This is a genomic window from Flavimaribacter sediminis (assembly GCF_019492055.1).
GTDB lineage: Bacteria > Pseudomonadota > Alphaproteobacteria > Rhizobiales > Rhizobiaceae > Flavimaribacter > Flavimaribacter sediminis.
The window spans coordinates 1,680,232-1,700,791 of the sequence record NZ_JAICBX010000001.1; the positions used below are offsets into that span (position 1 = coordinate 1,680,232).

Below are 20,560 nucleotides of genomic sequence, written 5' to 3' on the forward strand. Positions count from 1 at the left end.
GGCCTTCAGGATCGGTTGTTTGACGAAGCCTATTCGGCGTCGGCCTTTTTCTTCGCCGGCGCCTTCTTCTTGGGAGCGGCCTTCTTCTTGGCCGGTTTCTTCTCCTCGGCTGCGGCCTCTTCCTCGTCATCGGCCATGAGCGCTTCCTTGGTCACGGTCTTGTCCGTGACGTCGGCCAGTCCGATGATGTGATCAATGACCTTTTCCTCGAAGATCGGCGCGCGCAGTTGGGCGACGGCGTCGGGGGTCTTCTTCAGATAGTCCATGACCTGCTGTTCCTGACCAGGGAACTGACGGATCTGGTCGTACATGGCGCGCTGCATTTCCTCGTCGGTGACCGAAACGCCGGCCTTTTCACCAAGTTCGGAGAGAACAAGCCCAAGCCTCACGCGACGCTCTGCGAGTTTCTCGTATTCAGCGCGCGCTTCCTCTTCCGTCGTGTCCTCGTCCTCGAAGGTCTTGCCGTTCTGCTGGAGATCGGCCATGACCTGGCCCCAGATGTTGTTAAACTCGACCTCGAGCAGGGATTTGGGCGTCTCGATCTGGTAGTCTTCGTCGAGAGCATCGAGAATCTGACGCTTCAGTTTCTGACGGGTGATCTGGCCATACTGGCTTTCGATCTGTCCGCGGACGACTTCGCGCAGCTTCTCGACCGAATCCAGTCCGAGGTTCTTTGCAAGATTGTCGTCGATCACCAGTTCGCCCGGGCTCGCGACCTCTTTCACCGTGACGTCGAAGGTCGCTTCCTTGCCGGCCAGATCGGCCGCCTGGTAATCTTCCGGGAACGTCACCGTAACCGTCTTTTCGTCGCCAGCCTTTACGCCGACCAGTTGCTCTTCAAAACCGGGAATGAACGTGTTGGATCCAAGAACGAGATTGGCGTCGGTATCCGCGCCTCCGGCGAACTCTTCTCCGTCCACCTTGCCGACATAGTCCATCGTTACGCGATCGCCGTCGGCGGCCTTGCCTTCCTTGGTCTCGTAGCTGCGGGCGTTTTCCGCGATCCGCTTGACCTGTTCCTCGACTTCGTCATCTTCAATTTCGACGACTTCGCGAACGAGCTTGAGATTGTCGATGTCCTTGAGTTCGATGACGGGGATGATTTCGTAGCTCATGGAGAACTCGAAATCCTTGGTTGCGGAGAGGATGTCCTTTGCCTCGTCCTCGTCTTCAGTCATGGTTATTTCCGGCCGCGTCGCGGATTTTTCGCCGCGCTCGGAGAGGATTTCTGTCGGCTTCTGGTTGATCAGTTCATTGACGAGTTCCGCCATGACCGATTTGCCGTACATCTTGCGAAGGTGTGACACCGGCACCTTGCCGGGGCGAAAACCGTTGATCCGCACCTTGTCTTTCGCGTCCACCAGCCGCTCTGTCATCTGCGATTCCATGTCTTTGGCCGGAATCACCACCTTGATTTCGCGTTTCAGTCCTTCGGACAGAGTTTCAGTAACCTGCATTTTGTAACCTTCGTTTTGCGGCCTGCCCCGAATGCCGGAACATTGCCGAAATGTTGGCTGCCGCAATGGCGTTGTTTTCGGTGCAACTGTCGCGTCCCCGCCGGGATCGGCACCTTTCGAATTTGCTGACCTTTTCCACCCGAAGCGTACTTGCTCCGGTTACGGGGCATCAACTTCGAGGAAACCGTCAGCAGGCGTTCGGCGCGCAATAGCAAATTGACACACGCGGTTCAATCACTATTGCCTGCAATCTGGTGTTTCACTGCCAAATTGGTCGGTATTATGGCTGGTGCGGGTGGGGAGACTCGAACTCCCACACCTTGCGGCGCCAGAACCTAAATCTGGTGCGTCTACCAATTCCGCCACACCCGCATCGGGAAAGCGCCCAAATGCCACAGTCCTATGCGCAGGGTCAAGCGGACGTTTTGCGCTGTTCGGAAAACGATCGCGCAGTCCAGAAAACTTTCCGCCAGGCCTTACATGGCCTCATGCAAATAGGCGTAGCCTTCCGAAAATCCCGGCAGGGAGACATCGATCGTGATTTCACGATCGTTCATCAGCACATAGCGGATCTTCGCCGTGGCGTTTTGCGCCAGCATGTTTTTCCATAGGTCCTGAAACTTGAACTCAGCGAAACATCCGATGTTGCTGCAGACCGTGTATTCAATCGCCAGGGGATCGGCGCCCGGAAACTGCAAAACGACACGCTCGGCGAGCTTGACCCCGAGAGGCGTTCTCAGTTGCACCTTCTCTCCACCGGCGGGATCGGGAACGATGGACAACGCAAACGCAAAAAAGCGCTGGTTGGTGGTCTTGTTCAATCCTTCGAAATTTTGCGACAACGTACAGCGATTCTGACCCTCATTGGGTTTGACGCAAGCGACGATCCATTTTTCGAAATTCTTCTGCGCGCGCTCCTGCGCATGAGCAGGCAGCGCAACCCCGCAGGTCATCAGCGCCACAGCGGTGATGAGCAGCACTGAACGTATCTTCGATTTCAACGGGTGCATGGTCAATCCTCCTGCCTCAGGGCTGTTTTAACGAATGACGCTTCGAGCGCAAGCGTGATCCTGCGCTTCTATATGGCTATTTCGCCCATCTTTGCACTGCACAATATCGCGGTGGCTTAGCTTCGTCTTCATTTGCACGCCTGAACTTAAACCAATCCAGCTCTTCTTACGTTCTTAACACCAATATTCGATATATCCGCAACAGGACGCCACAACAAACAGGTTTTCGGGTTTTCCGACAGACGACGAAGCCTGGCCCGCACCAGGAATCGCTTCAAAAATACAGCCATGCGTGTGATGCATGGCACCTATGCGTATATTGCGCTGCACAAAATTGAATCTCCTTCATATATTCAGACTCAACAAGGCGGCGCCAAACAGTAACGATTACCGGCGGCCACCGAGAGTAACATAGAGTTTCACAGAGGCATAACTCCTCCTCCCAATGCCCTGTGATGTGATCGGCGATTATCCTCCTCCCAATTGCCGATCGACCTAAATGACGCCCGCTGGACCTCCTCCCCCAGCGGGCGTTATTGATTCTGGCCCGGCCGTGTTTTCAACCCGTTCCGCGAATTAATCCGACCCTTGCAATAATGCATAACGAACCTGCAAATATTGCACTGCACAATTTTGCTGCGCGCACCTATATTGGCTTCAAGACAAACAGCAACGCAAATGAAGAGAATGTCACGATGACTTTCAAACAGTCTTTTCGCAACTGGCGCCAGTACCGCAACACCTGCAATGAACTTTACCGCATGACGGATCGCGAACTTGGCGATATCGGCATCAGCCGCTCCGAAATTCCGTTCGTTGCCCGTCAGGCCGTACGCTAGAGAATTTGCCGGGTTAACTCCTCCTCCCATAACCCGGCAATAGGATCGGCTGTTACTCCTCCTCCCAAACAGTCGATCACACCTACGACGCCCGCTGGATCTCCTCCCCCAGCGGGCGTTGTTATGTCTGCTTCCTGCTTTTCTCCCGCAAAATTCCACGACCGCGACGCTTAACCGTCCAGAATCAGACTTTCTGAACTCAGAACAGGCCTGATGGCGGCGGAATCGCGCGCGGCGTCTACATTATCATCATACTGTCTATATTTTATGCGCATGGCTGCACATAATATATGCAGCCACTGCATATCAGGGATGAAAAAATCACGCTGGAACTCTCGCAAAAAAGGAATAGATCAGCGCTGTCGTTCAACACCTAATACGGGAGAGACTTATGAACTTCTTGCGTGACTATCAGAATTGGCGCCGCTACTGGAGAACCGTTGATCAGCTCAGCAACCTTTCGGATGCAGAACTGCGCGATATCGGCCTTGAGCGCCACGCCATCAAAGACGCAGCACGCGGCTTCCACAGACACTGAGGCCAGCACTGTGATAAAACGCGACGTCAGCGCCCGGGTATAGTCCCCAAAGGACACTCATCCGGGCGCTGCTCATTTTCAAAGCTGCCTATTTCCAAATTTCATTGATTGGACGCGCCTGGCGGAAGTGATTAAAAGCCTGCCATGAGCGAACGCAAAAAAACCATTCACATCATCGGCGGCGGCATGGCCGGTTCAGAGGCCGCCTGGCAAATCGCCAGCGCAGGCGTTCCCGTTATCCTGCATGAAATGCGGCCCGTACGCGGCACCGAAGCCCACCAGACCGATGGCCTTGCAGAGCTGGTCTGTTCCAACTCTTTCCGTTCCGATGACGCGACGGCCAACGCCGTGGGCGTGCTTCACCAGGAAATGCGTTTGGCCGGCTCGCTTTTCATGCGCGCCGCTGACGCAAACAAGGTGCCCGCCGGCAGCGCGCTCGCAGTCGATCGCGACGCTTTCTCCGCCGCTGTGACGAAGGCGATCGAGGCGCACCCCCTGATCGACATTACCCGGGAAGAAGTCGACGCATTGCCTCCGGCGGAATGGGAAGGCGCGATCATCGCGACCGGCCCCTTGACCTCCCCGGCCCTCGCCGATGCCATCCGGGCCGAGACGGGAACCGACTCGCTGGCCTTTTTCGATGCAATCGCGCCGATCATTCACTACGACAGCATCGACATGTCGACGGCCTGGTTTCAGTCCCGCTACGACAAGACGGGACCTGGCGGAAGCGGCAAGGACTACATCAATTGTCCGATGGATGAAACGCAGTACAATGCGTTCATCGACGCCTTGCTCGCCGGCGACAAAACGCAATTCAAGGAATGGGAAGGCACACCCTATTTCGATGGCTGCCTGCCGATTGAAATCATGGCTGAGCGCGGCCGCGAAACGTTGCGGCACGGCCCCATGAAACCCATGGGTCTGACAAACGCCCATGCGCCGGACGTCAAGCCCTACGCCGTCGTGCAATTGCGACAGGACAATGCACTGGGCACGCTCTACAACATGGTAGGTTTCCAGACCAAGCTGAAATACGGCGCGCAGAAAGACATCTTTCAGATGATTCCCGGTCTGGAAAACGCCGAGTTCGCGAGGCTGGGCGGGCTCCACCGCAACACCTATATCGATTCGCCTGTTCTTCTGGACGGAACCTTGCGAATGCATTCGCGGCCAGACATCCGTTTCGCCGGTCAGATCACCGGATGCGAAGGCTATGTCGAATCAGCGGCGATCGGCCTTCTGGCCGGCCGTTTCGCCGCCGCCGAACGACTTGGCCTGGAAATCGTCAGGCCGCCGCAGACAACGGCTATGGGCGCAATCCTCGCCCACATCACCGGCGGACATCTGACAAGCAACGAAGAACCCGGCAAACGGTCGTTTCAGCCGATGAATGTCAATTTCGGGCTGTTCCCGCCCATTTCGGTAGTCAAGCCCGAAGGCGTCAAACGCTTCAGGGGCAAGGACAAGGCCAGAGCCAAAAAACGCCAACTCGGTGAACGCGCGCTGGCTGATTGCATGCAGTGGCTGGAAACAGGCGGCCTGACCCGACAAACGGAGGAAACCCTTGCATGAACGCAATAGAGTCCACTTTCTTCCTCGTGGAACGACATGGCTCCGTGGCGCAGTTGTCCATGAACCGGCCAGACAAGGCCAACGGCATGACGCCGGACTTCTGGAGTGATCTTCCGCGTCTGATAGAACAATTGAACGCCGATGAAACGGTCCGCTGCGTGGTTCTCACCGGCGAAGGCAAGCATTTTACCGGCGGCATGGATCTGGCCGCCTTTTCCTCGATCGCAGCGCTGTTTACAAACGAACCCGGCCGCGCGGCTTACGCCATGCGGGAACTGATCCTGAAACTGCAAAACAGTCTCACGGCGCTCGAGCAGGCCCGCTTTCCGGTCATTGCCGCAGTTCACGGCGCCTGCCTCGGCGGCGGCATGGACCTGATCTCCGCCTGCGATATCAGGCTGGCCGCCCGCGACGCCTATTTCTCGATCGAGGAAATCAATATCGGCATGACAGCCGATGTCGGTACGCTGCAACGGCTTCCGAAACTGATTGCGCCGTCGGTTGTCGCTGAATTGTCCTATAGCGGCCGACGATTTTCCGCTGACGAAGCCCTGCGTATCGGGCTTGTCAGTCATCTCGCCGAAAGTCGCGAGGCGCTCGTCGATCATGCGCTCCAAACGGCGCAGGAAATAGCCAGCCGTTCGCCGCTTGCGATCGCCGGCATCAAGCGCAACCTCGCCTATAGCCGCGACCACAGCGTTGCTGACGGTCTGGATTATATCGCCACCTGGAACGCTGGCATGCTGCGTCCGGACGATCTCACGAAGGCGGTCAAGGCTGCGATGACCAAATCCGAGACCTCGTTCGACAGCCTATTGAAGCAATCAGACCTGTAATCCGTCAGAAGGCGCCGCGCCTCGCCGCTTGCCAGAGCCACCATTGTCGCCGCCATTGCGATATCGCAAGCGGTTTGACCGCGATTGATTGGCTGCGCCTGGCGGCGATTTCCAGCGTATGCGCGGCGATACCAAGCGGCAAAAAAGCTGCGAAACATTCCGGCGGTATGGACGCCGCCCTGTTTCTTGCCTCCTGCAGGTGATCCTTTCCATAGGCGGCGAATGCAGCAACGAGCCTCTGCAGCGCGCCCTTGTCGTCGCCGGCGAGAAATCCCTCAGCATCAAGACCCGCGGCGGAGAGAATATCCGCAGGAACAAATACCTGGCCCCTCGCCCTGTGCTGAGGCATAAGCAAGAGACACCCGGATACGAATAGCGCAACGCCAGCATGGCCGGCGGCGTCGCTGCTTTTTACGGCCGCGTCTCTGTCAAGAATCATCGAAACCAGTTGAATCAGACCCGAAACGCTTTCTCCCGCATGGCCTTCAAATGTGTTCCGGTCAGGCATCGGGTCGTTATAGAGGTCAAATCGGCGCGCCTCGATCATGTTCAGCAGCATGGCGCGAGGAAGATCGAATTCGTCGACGGCCGCCAACAATTCCGCAGCGACGGGGTTGGCCGACGCTTCGCCATGCTCCGAACCATTGATCAGATCTGTCCACCATTGCAGGCGCATTTCACCGATCATCGGTTCGGTGGTCACGTCCCGAACGCGCGCCAGTTCCAGATTGAATGCATAGAGGGCCGCGACCGGCGCGCGCCTGTCTTCACGCGTCAGAAGCGCGCAAAGATACCTGTCGCGATCTCCCTCGCGAAGAAACGCAAGGCAGTGTTCTGTTTGATCGAACATGGACCCACCTACACCGCAATGAGAGCAGCAGCTACGGCGCGCGATTCGGCAAGCATGACATTGTAGGTGCGCACCGCGGCGCCGGTGCTCATCGGATCGGATATGATCGCAAGTTCGCGCAGTCGCGATTTCAGCGGCTTTGGCAGCGGGCGAATTTCATGGCCCGTCCCGACCAGCAGCACATCGATTTCGCCGGCCTCCTCCAGAACCTTGGCGAAGAGGCCGATCTCGAGTTCGCTGGCTTCATCGGCGTTCCAGCCGTGTATGCCGGAAGGCAGACACAGCAGCGAACCCCGGTGCGACATATCGGCGAATCGGAACCCACCGGCGCCATAGGCGTCTATCGGCGCCCGCCCCGGGAAATGCGCATCGCGTATTTCGATGCCGCTGCCTCTCATGCGATATCGCGCCTACGCAATTCCTTGCGCAGATCCCTTGCTCCCGGTTTCCGGATCCTCCGCGCCGATGTCCCGCTGAAAGTTCTCAGGACGCAGCTTGAACAGAATGAGGATCGGCGCGGCAATGAAGATCGACGAGTAGGTTCCGACGACCACGCCGAAAATCATGGCGAATGTGAAGGAACGAATGACTTCTCCGCCGAAAATGTACAACGCCAGCAACGCCATCAATGTGGTGATCGAGGTCAGCGTCGTACGGGACAACATCTGGTTGACCGACAGATCGAGCAAGTCCGGCAACGGCATCTTCTTGTACCGCCTGAGATTCTCCCGAACACGGTCATAGACGACCACCGTATCGTTGAGCGAATAACCGACTATTGTCAGCAAAGCCGCAATACTGCTCAGATTGAAGTCGATGCCCGCCAGCACGAGCACGCCGATGGTCAAAATGACGTCATTGAGGGTCGCCACGATTGCGCCGATCGCGAATTGCCATTCGAAGCGGAACCAGATGTATATCAGGATCGCAAAGAGCGAGGCGATGACTGCGATTGTTCCCGCCCACGCCAGTTCGCCCGAGACCGTCGGACTGATGACCTCGACGAATTCGATCGTATAATCGGTTTCCAGATCTGCGCGAACCTTGGCTACAGCGCTTTGTTCGGCGTTTGCGCCTGCGTCCTGCGACTGGACGCGGATCATCGCCTGATCGTTTCCGCCGCCATATTCCTGAACCTGGATATTGCCGAGATTCAATTCCGAGAGCCGCGCGCGGATGTCTCCGACGTCGACCTGGCCTAAATCGGCCTTTACCTGAACGATAGAGCCGCCTGTAAAGTCGATGCCGTAATTCAGGCCCGGCTTGATGAACAAAACCATCGAAGCGATCAGCGCCAGCGCAGTGAATATGAAGGTGATCTTGCGCAGCCACATGAAGCCGATACGGGACTCGCCGAACATGTCGGAGATCCAGGCTCTTGGAAGCGCCTTTGGCTTTTTGCGGCGAACCCATTCGGCGATCATCCAGCGCGTCACCGTGAAAGCAGTGAACACCGTCGTGACGATACCGATGGCCAGAGTGACGGCAAAGCCGCGCACCGGTCCAGAACCGAGATAAAACAGGATGACAGCCGCTATCAGCGTGGTGATGTTGGCGTCCAGAATGGTGTTGAAGGCGCGGCTGAAACCGGCGTCGATCGCCTGAATAAGCGACCTTCCCCCGCGTCTTTCTTCGCGAATGCGCTCGTAGATCAACACGTTGGAGTCCACCGCCATGCCGACTGTCAGCACGATGCCGGCGATACCGGGCAAAGTGAGGGTTGCCCCGATCACAGTCAGCAACGCGATGATCAGCACAACGTTGAAGATAAGCGCGAGGTTGGCGATGATTCCCAGAAACCCGTAAGCCAGGAACATGAAGGCGATCACCAGGATCGCGCCGATCAGACCCGCCGTTTCGCCGGCGGCGATGGAATCGGCGCCAAGGCTTGGCCCCACGGAACTTTCCTGCAGGATCGTCAGCTTGGCCGGCAAGGCGCCTGCGCGAAGCAATACAGCCAGATCATTTGCGGACTGAACGGTAAAATTGCCGGATATCTGGCCCGAACCGCCGAGTATCGGCTCGTTGATTCGCGGCGCGGTGATGACGGCGCCGTCGAGCACGACAGCAAACAGACGTCCGACATTGCGCTGGGTCACCTGACCAAAACGCTGGGCGCCTTTCGTGTCGAAGCGGAACGTCACAATGGGTTCGTTTGTGCGTTGATCAAAACCCGCCTGCGCATCGACGAGGTTTTCACCCGAAACAAGGATGCGTCGCTCAAGCAGATAGGGAATCGGGGGATCGTCGTTCGAATAGACAATTTCGGCGGTTGCAGGCGGACGCCCGTTGACAGCCTCTTCCGCGGACATGGAGGAATCGACCAGATGGAAGGTCAGCTTGGCCACCTGGTTGAGCAGGTCTTTCAAGCGTTCGGGATCGTCGAAACCCGGCACCTGGACCAGGATGCGGTCTGCGCCCTGGCGCTGGATGATCGGCTCTGTCGTGCCGAGTTCGTCGATGCGTCGTCGAATGACCTCGATCGACTGTGAAGCGGCGGAGGCCACGCGGTTTTCGAGCCCCTCCTCCGTCATCGTCAGCGTGATGCGGCCGGGTTCCGGTTCGCTCATCACGGCTTCCTGGATGGAGCCGCCGCTCATCAGGCCCGCATTGACGAGCTGCGTCAGTTCCGAAAGAGCGTCTTTCGCAGCATCGATGTCCTCAGGATTCCTGATCGTAACCTGGGCGACCCGTCCGTTTCCGGAAAGCCCCGTATATCCAATGCCGTCTTCCCGCAGTAGGCGACGCATGTCGTCGACGGTCGTTTCCAGCCGCTCTTTCTCGATATCCTCCCGGTCTACTTCCAGCAGGATATGAGATCCGCCCTGCAGGTCGAGTCCGAGGGTCAGTTGCCGTTTCGGAAACCAGTCCGGCAATTGCGCAAGTTGCTGCTGCGTCAGCAAATTCGGAAACGCAAACAATACGCCGGCGAGTATGACCAGCCAGATGAGGGTCGTTTTCCAACGGGAGAAATGAAGCATGTCGCTCTCGGATTATGGGGCGGCGATTCGCCGCCTCCGGTTGCTGATCCATATCGCCCCGTGGATCAGACCTTGGTCTATTTTACTTTTTCGCGGGTTCTTTGACGGGTTCGCCTTTGACCTTCACATCCGCAAGCAGCGAACGAGCGACCCGGACCTTGACGCCTTCGGCGATTTCCACCTCGAGCTCATTGTCGTCGACGACCTTGACGATCTTTCCGGTGATGCCGCCGCCGGTGACGACCTGATCGCCGCGCCTGACATTGTTCAGCATTTCCTGACGTTTCTTCATCTGCTGCCGCTGTGGGCGTATGATGAGAAAGTACATGATCACGAAGATCAGGATGAATGGCAGTATGAAGCCGAACGTATCGCCCATGCCGCCTCCAGCGGCCTGTGCGTATGCCGGTGTTACAAACATTTAGAACTCCTTCAGGGCGTTTCGCGGATACCCGCGTTCCCGGACTTTTGGTGAGCGGAATATAGTCGCAATGCAGGCTATTGCAACTGCGGAAGTCTCAAGGGCGGACTTTTCGCCGCCCTGCCTTCGTGCTACGCGACAGCAAAAGCATGATGAAGGATAATTACGTGAAAGACGAATTGCTCACCGGTCTGATCGATCAGGTCAAGAAACTGACACAAGCCGTTGAATCTCTTTCCGGTCCTGGTTACGCCGAAAATGACCTTAACGCCGCAGACTGCTTTGTCTGGGTTCCTGAATCACGATTTCTTCAACCGGTAGCCAAGCCAAATCGCATCGACATCAGCCTGATCAGGGGCGTCGATCGGGTCCGGGACATTCTCTTCGACAATACGCGGCGCTTTGCCGAAGGATTGCCCGCCAACAACGTTCTGCTGTGGGGCGCGCGCGGAATGGGCAAGTCATCGCTGGTAAAATCGACGCACGCCGCGCTCCAGGCGCAATCCCCGAAATCCGGTCCTGGCCTGAAACTTGTCGAAATACATCGGGAGGATATCGAGAGCCTGCCCGTGCTCATGGCCATGTTGCGCGACATGGAAGATCGTTTCATTCTGTTTTGCGACGATTTGTCCTTCGATAATGACGATACGTCCTATAAATCGCTGAAAGCAGCGCTCGAAGGCGGATTGGAGGGGCGCGCAGAAAACGTCGTGTTCTATGCAACGTCGAACCGGAGACATCTTCTGCCCCGCGACATGATGGAAAACGAGCGCTCCACGGCGATCAATCCGTCGGAAGCAGTGGAGGAAAAGGTTTCGCTGTCGGACAGGTTCGGTCTTTGGCTGGGCTTTCATAAATGCAGCCAGGATGAGTACCTGGACATGATCGAAGCCTACGCCAAGCACTTCGAGCTACCGATGGATCCCGATCAGATGCGGTCGGAAGCTCTGGAGTGGGCGACAACCAGAGGCGCACGCTCCGGTCGCGTCGCCTGGCAATTCATTCAAGACGCCGCGGGACGACTTGGAAAACAGTTGAAATAGGCTTCGCGCCTATTCCAGGTAGGTCATGGGATCGATGGGCTTGGCGTCCTTGCGGATCTCGAAATGAAGCTTCGGGCGATTCGCGTCGCCGCTCATGCCAGACAACGCCACCACTTCGCCGCGCGTAACCGTATCGCCGCGCTGAACCTTCAGTTCACGCGCATGGCCATAGACGCTGACCAGTCCATTGTCATGGCGGACCAGAACCGTGTTGCCGTATTCTTTCAGACCGTTGCCCGCATAGATGACGACGCCATTTTCCGCCGCCTTGATCGGCGTGCCTTCCGGGACTGAAATGTCGATGCCGTCGCTCTTGCGGCCATTGGTTGAGCCGCCAAACGGCGTCATGACCTGACCTGTCGCCGGCCAGCGAAGCTTTTCAATTCCGGTTGTTTTCGGCGCGTCAGCCTGCAGGCTTGCGGTCTGGGTTACAGAATCGCTTCTGGGCGCGACTTCCGTCTTCGCCGGCGTCGTCGCAACAGCAGCAGTCTTCACCGGTTCGTTCTTCGCGCCGGCGGCGGGAATCTTGAGCGTCTGGCCAATCCGGATATTCGTGCCCGTCAGTCCGTTCGCCTTCTGCAGGTCGGCAACGCTCACGCCAGTGTTTGCCGAGATGCGATTGAGGCTGTCTCCCGACTGCACGACATAGGAACTGCCGGCCGCGCTGGAGGCGTTTGTCTGTTGGCGGGTTTCACTTGGCGCCTGCAGAACCTGACGCGGCGCCGGCGCTGAAGTATTGGAGGCGTCAATGCGCGTGTTCGTTGCGGCGCTCGCCATCTGTGTTTTCGGATCGTTGTCCGGGGCTGAAACAGGCACGCCGTTTCCATAATTATAGGTTGGGATGACGAGCGATTGCCCGACCTGAATGGAAGAGGCGTTCGAGATGCCATTGGCCTTCAGGATGTCGTCAGCCGGAACCCCGTAGCGGCGCGACAGACCATAGACGGTGTCGCCTTGCCCGATTGTCACACGGGTTCCGCCAGCCGTCGTCCACCCTTTGCCGGCTGAGGAACCCGCGCCCCCCGCTCCTCCGGCGGCCGTCGCCCTTGCCGCCGAACTGAATTCCTGGTTCGCCGCCTGCGCGTCAGGGACAGCCACCGGCGCCAGGCCGGATGAATTGACTGTGTTCTGGACAGGAGCCGGCGGATACGCGCCTTGCGAAACCGACCCGGTTTGCGTCTGGTCAAGCGGCTGCGATCCGGTTCCCGGATAAGGCTGGGTATAGACCGGCTGCTGTGATGCTGCTTGCGTCCGATCACCGACATTCCCCGGAACGGTGCCGGTGAACAGGCCGTCGCTGAAGCGACTGCTCTGGTTGCATCCAGCGACCAGAACCGAGAGACATACCGCTCCCATCAATTTCGTGACAAGGCGAGGTGACAGGGCGGGACAACTTGTACGCATCAAACTAGCTCACATACTACCGGAACATGGTGAGCTTATTAGACCGCATCAGGGTTACCGGCAGGTTAAGGCGGAGACCCTGTTTTGGCAAATAAATCTGCGGTTAAGCGTATATCTTAAGGTTCACGCGTCAAAGAACCGCCGCTGCGGTGCCCAGCAGCGGCTGAAACCGGACCGGGAATAGGTCTTCCCGCTCGAACCTGCTGCCGGTTTTGGTCAGACGCACGAGCATCTGCGGCTCCTCGGCGGGGCCGATCGCCGTTATCATGACGCCGCGCGACACGAGCTTTTCCACGAACATGCGCGGCATGGAATCGAAAGCGGCCGTGACGAGAATCCGGTCGAACGTTCCGTCAACGGCGTCCTTGTCCAGCCCGTTGCCAACCTGAGCGACGACGTTCTTCAGGCCAAGATGTTCGAACTTCTGTCCGGCCAGTTGAGAGAGCGTCCGATATCTGTCGATGGTGACGACCCTGTCGGCTATTCTCGCCATGACGGCGGCTGTGAATCCGGAGCCGGTGCCTATCTCGAGCACACGTTGCCCTGCGCCCAGGCCCAGAAGGTGCAGCATACGCAGACTGAGATCGGCGCCCTCCATGTATTCTCCGCAATCGAGCGGCAGTGTTCGTCCGGAATAGGCAAGATCGGAATAAGCAGGCGGCGCGAAAAGGCTGCGGGGCGTCTGTTCGGCCGCCAGTATGAGGGTCCTGTCGGATATCCCCTCCCCGCGAAGGCGCAGCATCAGCGAAGCGAGGCCTTCCTTCTCGGACAATCGGGAATTCAACCGATCGACTCCCTCACGCGATCGACAAGATCATGGTCCGTGAGGTCAAGCTTGAGAGGCGTGACCGAAATTTTCTTCTCATTGACGGCATTGAGGTCCGTGCCGTCGTGGAATTCATGCTGTCGACGGGAAAAACGAAGCCAATAATAGGGAAAGCCGCGACCGTCTTCGCGCTGCTCCACCTGGAGACCGTGCGTCAACTTGCCCTGCGTCGTGACCTCGGTTCCCTCCACGTCCGCCACTTCGCAGCGCGGGAAATTGATATTGAGCAGCGTACCGGCAGGAAGATCGACATCCGCCAGCTTCTTCAACAGATCCGGCGCCATGCTTTCCGCCGTATTCCAGGGCAATACACGGCCATGCTGCGGATCATAGGCCTGGCTGAGCGCAATCGAGCGAATCCCGAGCAAGGTTCCCTCGATGGCGCCCGCCACAGTGCCTGAATAGGTGACGTCGTCGGCGAGATTTTGCCCGGCGTTGACGCCGGACAGGATCAGAGCCGGCGGCTCCTTCATCAATTTGCGCACACCCATGATAACGCAGTCCGTCGGCGTTCCTGTAACGGCATAGCGCTTTTCGGAAACTTCACGCAGGCGCAGCGGATGGGAAAGCGTCAGCGAATGCGCCAGACCGCTCTGATCGGTTTCCGGCGCGACGATCCAGATATCATCGGACAGATGGCGCGCGATACGCTCCAGAACGGCAAGGCCTTCGGCGTGAATTCCATCGTCATTCGTCAGCAATATCCGCATGCGTCTCCCCGATTTCAGTTTCGTTCAACCCGCGTCATGCCGCCGGTGTATGGCAACAGCGCGGAAGGCACGGTGATGCTACCGTCCTCATTCAGATAGTTTTCCATAACGGCTATGAGCGCTCGGCCGACTGCGACGCCGGATCCGTTGAGCGTGTGAACGAAGCTGGCGCCTTTTTCACCGCTCTTGCGGTACCGCGCATGCATCCGCCGCGCCTGAAAATCACCGCATACGGAGCAGGACGAGATTTCACGATAGGTGTCCTGTCCCGGCAGCCAGACCTCCAGATCGTAGGTCTTTCGCGCGCCGAAACCCATATCGCCGGTGCTGAGCACCATGACCTTGTAGTGAAGGTCGAGACGTTTCAGCACTTCCTCGGCGCACGAGGTCATGCGTTCCAGTTCGTCGACCGAGTTGTCCTCGTCCGTCACCGAGACCAGTTCCACCTTGTAGAACTGATGCTGACGAAGCATGCCGCGCGTATCCCGACCCGCCGATCCGGCCTCGGAACGGAAGCACGGCGTCAAGGCAGTGTAGCGGAGCGGCAACTGCTCGTGTTCCAATATCTGCTCGCGCACCAGGTTGGTCAGCGAAACCTCTGCAGTCGGAATCATCCAGCGGTCATCGGTCGTACGAAACAGGTCCTCGGCGAATTTCGGAAGCTGTCCGGTGCCCACCAGGGCCGCGCTGCGCACCAGCAGCGGCGCGTGGACCTCTGTGTATCCATGTTCGCCGGTATGCAGGTCCAGCATGAACTGACCAAGCGCCCGCTCCAGACGCGCAAGTTGACTGGAAACGATCGTAAAGCGGCTTCCGGCGATCCGGGCGGCCGTCTCGAAATCCATCTGGCCCAGGGCTTCGCCGATCTCGAAATGCTCTTTGGCGGGATGATTCCAGCCGGGCTTTCTGCCGACGGTTCGCGCCTCGATATTCGCCGACTCGTCCGCGCCCACCGGCACGCCTTCAAGCGGTATATTGGGCACCGACAGCAGGCTTTCTTCCATCCTGGCGTCGAGTTCGCGGACTTCGTCTTCAGCCTGCTGGAGATCGCCTTTCAACTTGGCGACTTCGGCTTTCAGCTTTTCAGCGAGGTCGGTTTCCTTGCGCCCCATGGCTGCGCCGATTTCCTTGGACGCCGAATTGCGGCGCGCCTGCATTTCCTGCATGCGCTGGACATGGGAACGACGCTCTTCATCCAACGCGATCAAGGCGTCGGAACGAGTCTCGTTGCTCCGTTGAACCATCGCCTTGTCAAAGGCTTCCGGGTTGTCCCTAATCCATCTAATATCAAGCATGCCTAAAATCCGTACCTGTCGCAGCCGGCCAATTCCTGGCGGACGGCGTCATCTGTCCATCTATTTCCGCTGTCAGGAGCTGGGCGTTTCCGCAGCCGATTCCCCAGTGTCTGAATCGGCGTCGTCAGATTGTTTTCGTCTCGCACGGGATCGCTCCACCCGCCTGGCGGCATAGATGGCAATCTCGTAGAGAAGGATCGTCGGAATCGCAAGACCGATCTGGCTCGCCGGGTCAGGCGGAGTGAGAACAGCCGCAGCGATGAACGCGCCAACGATTGCGTATTTGCGCTTTTTGGCCAGTCCCTCCGCTGTCACCAGCCCGGCGCGGGCCATCAGCGTCGTGACCACAGGGAGCTGGAACACCAGTCCGAAGGCGAAGATCAGCGTCATGATCAGGCTGAGATACTCGGACACCTTCGGCAGCAATTCGATGGCCACCTGTCCGCCTTCGCCTGTCTGTTCCATGGACAGGAAGAACCAGAGAACCATAGGAATAAAGAAGAAGTAGACAAGCGCCGCGCCGATAAGGAAAAGAATCGGAGACGCAATCAGGAATGGCAGGAAGGCGGATCTTTCGTTCTTGTACAGTCCCGGCGCGACGAACTTGTAGATCTGCGAGGCAATTACCGGGAACGCGATCAGCAGTCCGCCGAACATGGCGATCTTGATCTGCGTAAAGAAGAACTCCTGGGGCGCGGTATAGATCAGCTCGATCTGTCTGCCTTCGAGACCTGCCCAGCTGACAGCCCACTTGAAGGGAATGACAAGCAGATTGAATATCTGTTTGGCAAAAAAGAAGCAGAACAGAAAGGCCACGAAAAACGCCCCGACGGCCCAAAGGAGCCTTTGGCGAAGTTCGATCAGATGCGAGAGAAGCGGCTGCGGCGTGTCGTCGATTTCGTCGTTGCTCACGCTTTCTCTCCGCTGCCGCTCGATGCTGTGCCGGGCGCTGTCTTCTTCGCGCCGGCGTTGTCAGCAGACGCCGCCGCCCTGGATTTCGACGCCGGGCTCTTTGCCCGCGTGGTGGTCTTGCGGGTCTTGCTTGCAGCCGGCGTCGGTGAAGCGGCTGCCTTCGTCGATCCAGCGCCCGTCTTTGCGGCTCCGCCAGCAGCCTTGGTCGAGCCGGATTTGGCCGCAGCCGACCCGGAGGCCTTCGACTTTGCGGATGTGGATTTTGCGGACGCCGATTTTGCAGACGCAGACTTTGTGGTCGTTGACTTCGTCGTTGTCGAGGCCGCTTTCCCGCTCGCCGCCGTCTTGCGGGTGGAGGACTTGCGCGTCGCCGGCTTTTTCGCGGCGGCGGCGCCTTTCGTCTTCTTGGGCGTTTCAGCCGCCTTCGGCTCCGCAGATTGCGTTTTCTCGGTGACCTTTTCCATATCCGCGCTCTTTGCGACAGAAGGCGTCGGCCCCGTGGACTTCGCCGCTTCGTTCAATCCGGCCTTGATGTCCCGACCGGCGCTTTCGAGCGGGTCGATTACATCTTTCAACGCATTGCGCGGATTGAACTTTCGCGCATCCGAAATCATCGAACTCACATCGTCGAGTTCGGCTTCTTTCAGAGCGTCATCGAATTGCTTGCGAAAATCACCGGCCATGCTTCTGAACTTTTTCGTGGTCTTTCCGAACGTCCGGAGCATCTCCGGCAGATCCTTCGGACCCACGATAAGGACAAGAACCAGAGCGACGACGATGAATTCCTGCCAGCCCAGATCAAGCATGGACGGTCATCTCCGAAGCGGTGTCATCGGCAAACAGGTGTGACATACGTGTTGTTCAGGCTGTCCCTTGCAATCAGCTTTTTTCTGCGGATTCGTCAGCCTTGTGTTCCACAGTCTTGGATTTGTCAGACTCGGCTTCCTCGTCGGACATCCCCTTGCGGAAACTTTTGATACCTTTGGCGACATCGCCCATCAGTTCCGGAATCTTGCCGCGGCCAAACAGCAGCAGCACGACCACCAGAACGATCAGCCAGTGCCAAATGCTAAAACTACCCATACTCGTCTCCTTTGAGGCGTCTCATCCTGATTTAGGATGTTTCGTCGCTCATTTAAACAGCAAAATGTCCCGCTCGTTAACGCAAAGAGACACATCCTGCAAATCAGACTTAAGTGTACCAACCGGCATACGCGCCTGAACGAGTTTGTCAACGCCGGGAACAGACAGCGCAAACTGCTCATAATCACCAAGAAATCGTCGATATACGATGCGCGCAGGCACAGAACCGCCATTTTCCACTATGCCGATGCCCGAAACTCTTACTGCCACCGACAGCTTTTCCCCGTCACTCCAACCCTTTGCATGAAAACGTCCCAGCGGCGTGTCGACCTGGCCTGCGGTCACGCACACATCGAAAACAGTAATTTCGGCAAAAAAGCCGGCAACGAAAAGATCCGAGGGTGCTCGATAGATCTGTTCGGCTGTGCCGAGTTGCGCCAGTGCGCCGTCCTTCAGCAAGGCAATGGTATCGGCCATCCGCATCGCTTCCTCGGCGTCGTGGGTGACAATGACTCCGGTGGCGCCGGTTTCCGCCAGTATCGAAAGCGTCTCCGTGCGAACACTGTCCCTCAGGCGCGTATCAAGTCCCGAAAACGGCTCATCCATCAACAGGACCGATGGCCGTGGAGCCAGCGCCCGCGCCAGCGCCACACGCTGCTGCTCGCCTCCTGACAAAGCATGGGGATACTGGTCTGCGTAGTGCGCCAATCCAACCCTCTCCAACGACGCCATGCCTGTATCGCTGGCCTCCTTCTGCGACAACGCAGTGAGGCCAAATTTGACATTGTCGAGGACATTCATATGCGGGAAAAGCGCGAAATCCTGGAATACGAAGCCAACGCCGCGATATTCGGGCGGCACGAACACAGAAGGTCCGCTGACTTCCTTTCCATCGAGCAGAACCCGTCCACGCGTCGGCGCCTCTATGCCGGCCGCCAGACGAAGCAACGTCGTCTTTCCGGATCCGGAAGGGCCGAGCAGACACAGTATCTTTCCCGCCTGTGCGGTCAGCGACAGGTTTCGGATGGTGGCGTGACCGTCATAGCCATGACTGACTTCATCAAAAGTCAATGTTGCGGCGAACGCCGCGCCGGCCGGAGACCGCGATCGTTTGTTTGGCGGAAGCGAATTCACAAAGGGCCTTTCAATTCCCCCTTATAAAGTTTCGCTCACTAGTCCTCTTTTTCAACAGCCGGAGTCAAGAGGCCGAGTTCCTCGAGATCCATTTGCGTAATGGGGTCTTCGTCTTCTTCCAGTTCATCGTCGGAAGGCGGAAGCGGCACCTGGAAATCCGAAGGCACACGCGATGAGAGCAGGCCGGCGCCCTTGAGTTCCTCCAGTCCGGGAAGGTCGCGCAATTCTTCCAGACCGAAATGATCGAGAAATTCGAGGGTCGTGCCGTAGGTGACGGGACGCCCCGGCGTCCTGCGCCGACCTCGCATCTTGACCCAGCCGGACTCCAGCAGGACGTCCAGTGTGCCGCGGGACGTCGCTACGCCTCGAATTTCCTCGACTTCGGCCCGCGTCACCGGCTGGTGGTAGGAAATGATGGCGAGGACTTCCAGCGCCGCGCGCGACAGTTTGCGCACATCCGTCTGATCACGATGAATGAGAAACGACAGATCGGCTGCTGTCCGGAACGCCCAGCAATCGTCGACGCGAACGAGATTGACTCCGCGCATGGTGTAAAGTCCGGCAAGGCGCTTCATCACGTCGCCGACATTGACGCCGTCGGGGATTTTCTCGGCGATCAGTTTTTCCTGAACCGGTTCCGAAGACGCGAAGACCATCGCCTCCGCGATTCGTTCGGCCTCGCGCTCAAGGCGGGCGTCGTGCGCGGGCGCGTCATCTGCGTCGTCCGCATCATCTTGCGTCTTGAAGGGCACGATGCGGACTTGCGATCCTTCAGTCATGGGAGGCGTTTTCCTGTGTTGTCGACGAGGCGGCCGGATCGGCGGCGCTCTTCAGATAGATCGGCGCAAAAGCCTGGTCCTGGCGGATCAGCAGTTTTCCTTCCCGCACCATCTCAAGCGACGCAGCAAACGAACTGGCGATCGCGGTCGCCCTTTCCTCCGGGTCGCTCAGATAACGGACCAGAAAACGTTCGAGCGCTGTCCACTCATGCAGTTCGCCGATTATCGATTTCAGAATGACCCGCGCCTCGCTCAGCGACCAGACGCGCCGGCGCATGATTGTCACCTGGCGGACGGAACCCCTTTGACGCAGCTGCGCATAGGAATTGAGCAGATCGTACAGGGTGGCGGAAAACTCGGATTTGCGTTCGACCACGACCGGTTCCGGGGCGCCGCGGGGAAAGACGTCGCGGCCCAGCCGGTTCCGGTTTATCAGGCGGGTCGCCGCATCGCGCATGGCTTCAAGGCGTTTGAGCCGGAAGGCCAGCTGCGTCGCCATTTCTTCGCCCGACGGGCCGTCATCGGTGTTTTGCTGGGGAATGAGCAGGCGCGATTTCAGATAGGCGAGCCAGGCGGCCATGACCAGATAATCGGCTGCGAGCTCCAGACGCAATTGTCGGGCTCTTTCGACGAAAGCCAGATATTGCTCGGCAAGCGCCAGAACGGAAATCCGCGCCAGGTCGACTTTTTGCGTTCTTGCGAGATGGAGCAGCAGATCCAGCGGACCTTCATATCCTTCGGTGTCAACGACCAGCGCCGGCTCGCTGACGCCGCGCTCGTCCCGATCGTCCGACCAGATCCGGTCCATCGGCGCCGCCGGCGGTTTCCTGGGATCGATATTTTCTCTGACAGCGCCGCTCATATACC

General features: G+C 58.1%; 21 protein-coding genes and 1 tRNA gene. 5 read left to right on the forward strand and 17 right to left on the reverse strand.

The features are described 5' to 3' along the window. Positions 1–29: 29 nt before the first annotated feature. The 3 genes from tig to K1W69_RS08015 all read right to left on the reverse strand — a co-directional run bounded on the left by tig (position 30) and on the right by K1W69_RS08015 (position 2,467). On the reverse strand, positions 30–1,457 hold the full coding sequence (tig, locus tag K1W69_RS08005; protein ID WP_220227748.1) for a trigger factor: 1,428 nt from the start codon (positions 1,455–1,457) through the stop codon (positions 30–32). A 287-nt stretch (positions 1,458–1,744) separates the two neighbouring features. Further along, a tRNA-Leu gene (locus K1W69_RS08010) sits at positions 1,745–1,829 on the reverse strand. A 104-nt stretch (positions 1,830–1,933) separates the two neighbouring features. Next, positions 1,934–2,467 (reverse strand): invasion associated locus B family protein, encoded by a 534-nt coding sequence (locus tag K1W69_RS08015; RefSeq protein WP_220227749.1) that lies wholly within the window; start codon positions 2,465–2,467, stop codon positions 1,934–1,936. A 695-nt stretch (positions 2,468–3,162) separates the two neighbouring features. Here K1W69_RS08015 and K1W69_RS08020 point away from each other — a divergent pair. The 4 genes from K1W69_RS08020 (at position 3,163) to K1W69_RS08035 (ending at position 6,255) form a co-directional block, all read left to right on the forward strand. Next, positions 3,163–3,306: a DUF1127 domain-containing protein gene (locus tag K1W69_RS08020; protein ID WP_220227750.1), complete on the forward strand. Its 144-nt coding sequence runs from the start codon at positions 3,163–3,165 to the stop codon at positions 3,304–3,306. Positions 3,307–3,697: 391 nt separating this feature from the next. Beyond that, positions 3,698–3,844 carry a DUF1127 domain-containing protein gene (locus tag K1W69_RS08025; protein WP_220227751.1) on the forward strand — a complete coding sequence of 49 codons (147 nt, stop codon included), beginning with the start codon at positions 3,698–3,700 and terminating at the stop codon, positions 3,842–3,844. A gap of 144 nt (positions 3,845–3,988) precedes the next feature. Then, entirely contained in the window at positions 3,989–5,419 is a 1,431-nt protein-coding gene (gene trmFO / locus K1W69_RS08030; RefSeq protein WP_220227752.1) for a methylenetetrahydrofolate--tRNA-(uracil(54)-C(5))-methyltransferase (FADH(2)-oxidizing) TrmFO, read from the forward strand. Continuing rightward, positions 5,416–6,255 (forward strand): crotonase/enoyl-CoA hydratase family protein, encoded by an 840-nt coding sequence (locus K1W69_RS08035; protein WP_220227753.1) that lies wholly within the window; start codon positions 5,416–5,418, stop codon positions 6,253–6,255. The genes trmFO and K1W69_RS08035 overlap by 4 nt, the downstream gene beginning before the upstream one ends. 4 nt (positions 6,256–6,259) lie before the next feature. On the opposite strand, the gene K1W69_RS08040 is transcribed toward K1W69_RS08035, so the two are convergent. The 4 genes from K1W69_RS08040 to yajC form a co-directional block, all read right to left on the reverse strand. Continuing rightward, on the reverse strand, positions 6,260–7,105 hold the full coding sequence (locus K1W69_RS08040; RefSeq protein WP_220227754.1) for a phytoene/squalene synthase family protein: 846 nt from the start codon (positions 7,103–7,105) through the stop codon (positions 6,260–6,262). Positions 7,106–7,113: 8 nt separating this feature from the next. Next, positions 7,114–7,503, reverse strand: a complete 390-nt coding sequence (locus K1W69_RS08045) for an Mth938-like domain-containing protein (RefSeq protein WP_220227755.1) — start codon at positions 7,501–7,503, stop codon at positions 7,114–7,116. A 12-nt stretch (positions 7,504–7,515) separates the two neighbouring features. Then, entirely contained in the window at positions 7,516–10,086 is a 2,571-nt protein-coding gene (gene secDF / locus K1W69_RS08050; protein WP_220227756.1) for a protein translocase subunit SecDF, read from the reverse strand. 82 nt (positions 10,087–10,168) lie between these two features. Further along, positions 10,169–10,507: a preprotein translocase subunit YajC gene (yajC, locus tag K1W69_RS08055; protein ID WP_220227757.1), complete on the reverse strand. Its 339-nt coding sequence runs from the start codon at positions 10,505–10,507 to the stop codon at positions 10,169–10,171. Positions 10,508–10,674: 167 nt separating this feature from the next. On the opposite strand from yajC, the gene K1W69_RS08060 reads away from it, so the two are divergent. Beyond that, positions 10,675–11,550 (forward strand): ATP-binding protein, encoded by an 876-nt coding sequence (locus K1W69_RS08060; RefSeq protein WP_370688206.1) that lies wholly within the window; start codon positions 10,675–10,677, stop codon positions 11,548–11,550. A 9-nt stretch (positions 11,551–11,559) separates the two neighbouring features. Here the strand turns inward: K1W69_RS08060 and K1W69_RS08065 are convergent, their stop codons facing one another. From K1W69_RS08065 to K1W69_RS08110, 10 genes are all read right to left on the reverse strand, one after another. Next, positions 11,560–12,906, reverse strand: coding sequence for a LysM peptidoglycan-binding domain-containing M23 family metallopeptidase (locus K1W69_RS08065; RefSeq protein WP_220227759.1), 1,347 nt, complete (start codon positions 12,904–12,906; stop codon positions 11,560–11,562). Positions 12,907–13,084: 178 nt separating this feature from the next. Next, positions 13,085–13,738 (reverse strand): protein-L-isoaspartate(D-aspartate) O-methyltransferase, encoded by a 654-nt coding sequence (locus tag K1W69_RS08070; protein ID WP_220227760.1) that lies wholly within the window; start codon positions 13,736–13,738, stop codon positions 13,085–13,087. Beyond that, entirely contained in the window at positions 13,735–14,490 is a 756-nt protein-coding gene (gene surE / locus K1W69_RS08075) for a 5'/3'-nucleotidase SurE (protein WP_220227761.1), read from the reverse strand. Before surE ends, K1W69_RS08070 begins: the two co-directional genes overlap by 4 nt. A 14-nt stretch (positions 14,491–14,504) precedes the next feature. Continuing rightward, entirely contained in the window at positions 14,505–15,785 is a 1,281-nt protein-coding gene (serS, locus tag K1W69_RS08080; RefSeq protein ID WP_220227762.1) for a serine--tRNA ligase, read from the reverse strand. Between the two features lie 72 nt (positions 15,786–15,857). Further along, positions 15,858–16,697, reverse strand: a complete 840-nt coding sequence (gene tatC / locus K1W69_RS08085; RefSeq protein ID WP_220227763.1) for a twin-arginine translocase subunit TatC — start codon at positions 16,695–16,697, stop codon at positions 15,858–15,860. Next, positions 16,694–17,503, reverse strand: a complete 810-nt coding sequence (gene tatB / locus K1W69_RS08090) for a Sec-independent protein translocase protein TatB (RefSeq protein ID WP_220227764.1) — start codon at positions 17,501–17,503, stop codon at positions 16,694–16,696. Before tatB ends, tatC begins: the two co-directional genes overlap by 4 nt. Before the next feature lie 73 nt (positions 17,504–17,576). After that, positions 17,577–17,780 (reverse strand): twin-arginine translocase TatA/TatE family subunit, encoded by a 204-nt coding sequence (locus tag K1W69_RS08095; RefSeq protein ID WP_220227765.1) that lies wholly within the window; start codon positions 17,778–17,780, stop codon positions 17,577–17,579. 48 nt (positions 17,781–17,828) lie between these two features. Further along, positions 17,829–18,914, reverse strand: coding sequence for an ABC transporter ATP-binding protein (locus tag K1W69_RS08100; protein WP_220227766.1), 1,086 nt, complete (start codon positions 18,912–18,914; stop codon positions 17,829–17,831). A gap of 38 nt (positions 18,915–18,952) precedes the next feature. Further along, positions 18,953–19,669 (reverse strand): SMC-Scp complex subunit ScpB, encoded by a 717-nt coding sequence (gene scpB / locus K1W69_RS08105; protein ID WP_370688219.1) that lies wholly within the window; start codon positions 19,667–19,669, stop codon positions 18,953–18,955. Positions 19,670–19,685: 16 nt separating this feature from the next. Beyond that, positions 19,686–20,555: a segregation and condensation protein A gene (locus K1W69_RS08110; RefSeq protein ID WP_258570843.1), complete on the reverse strand. Its 870-nt coding sequence runs from the start codon at positions 20,553–20,555 to the stop codon at positions 19,686–19,688. Between the last annotated feature and the right edge of the window lie 5 nt (positions 20,556–20,560).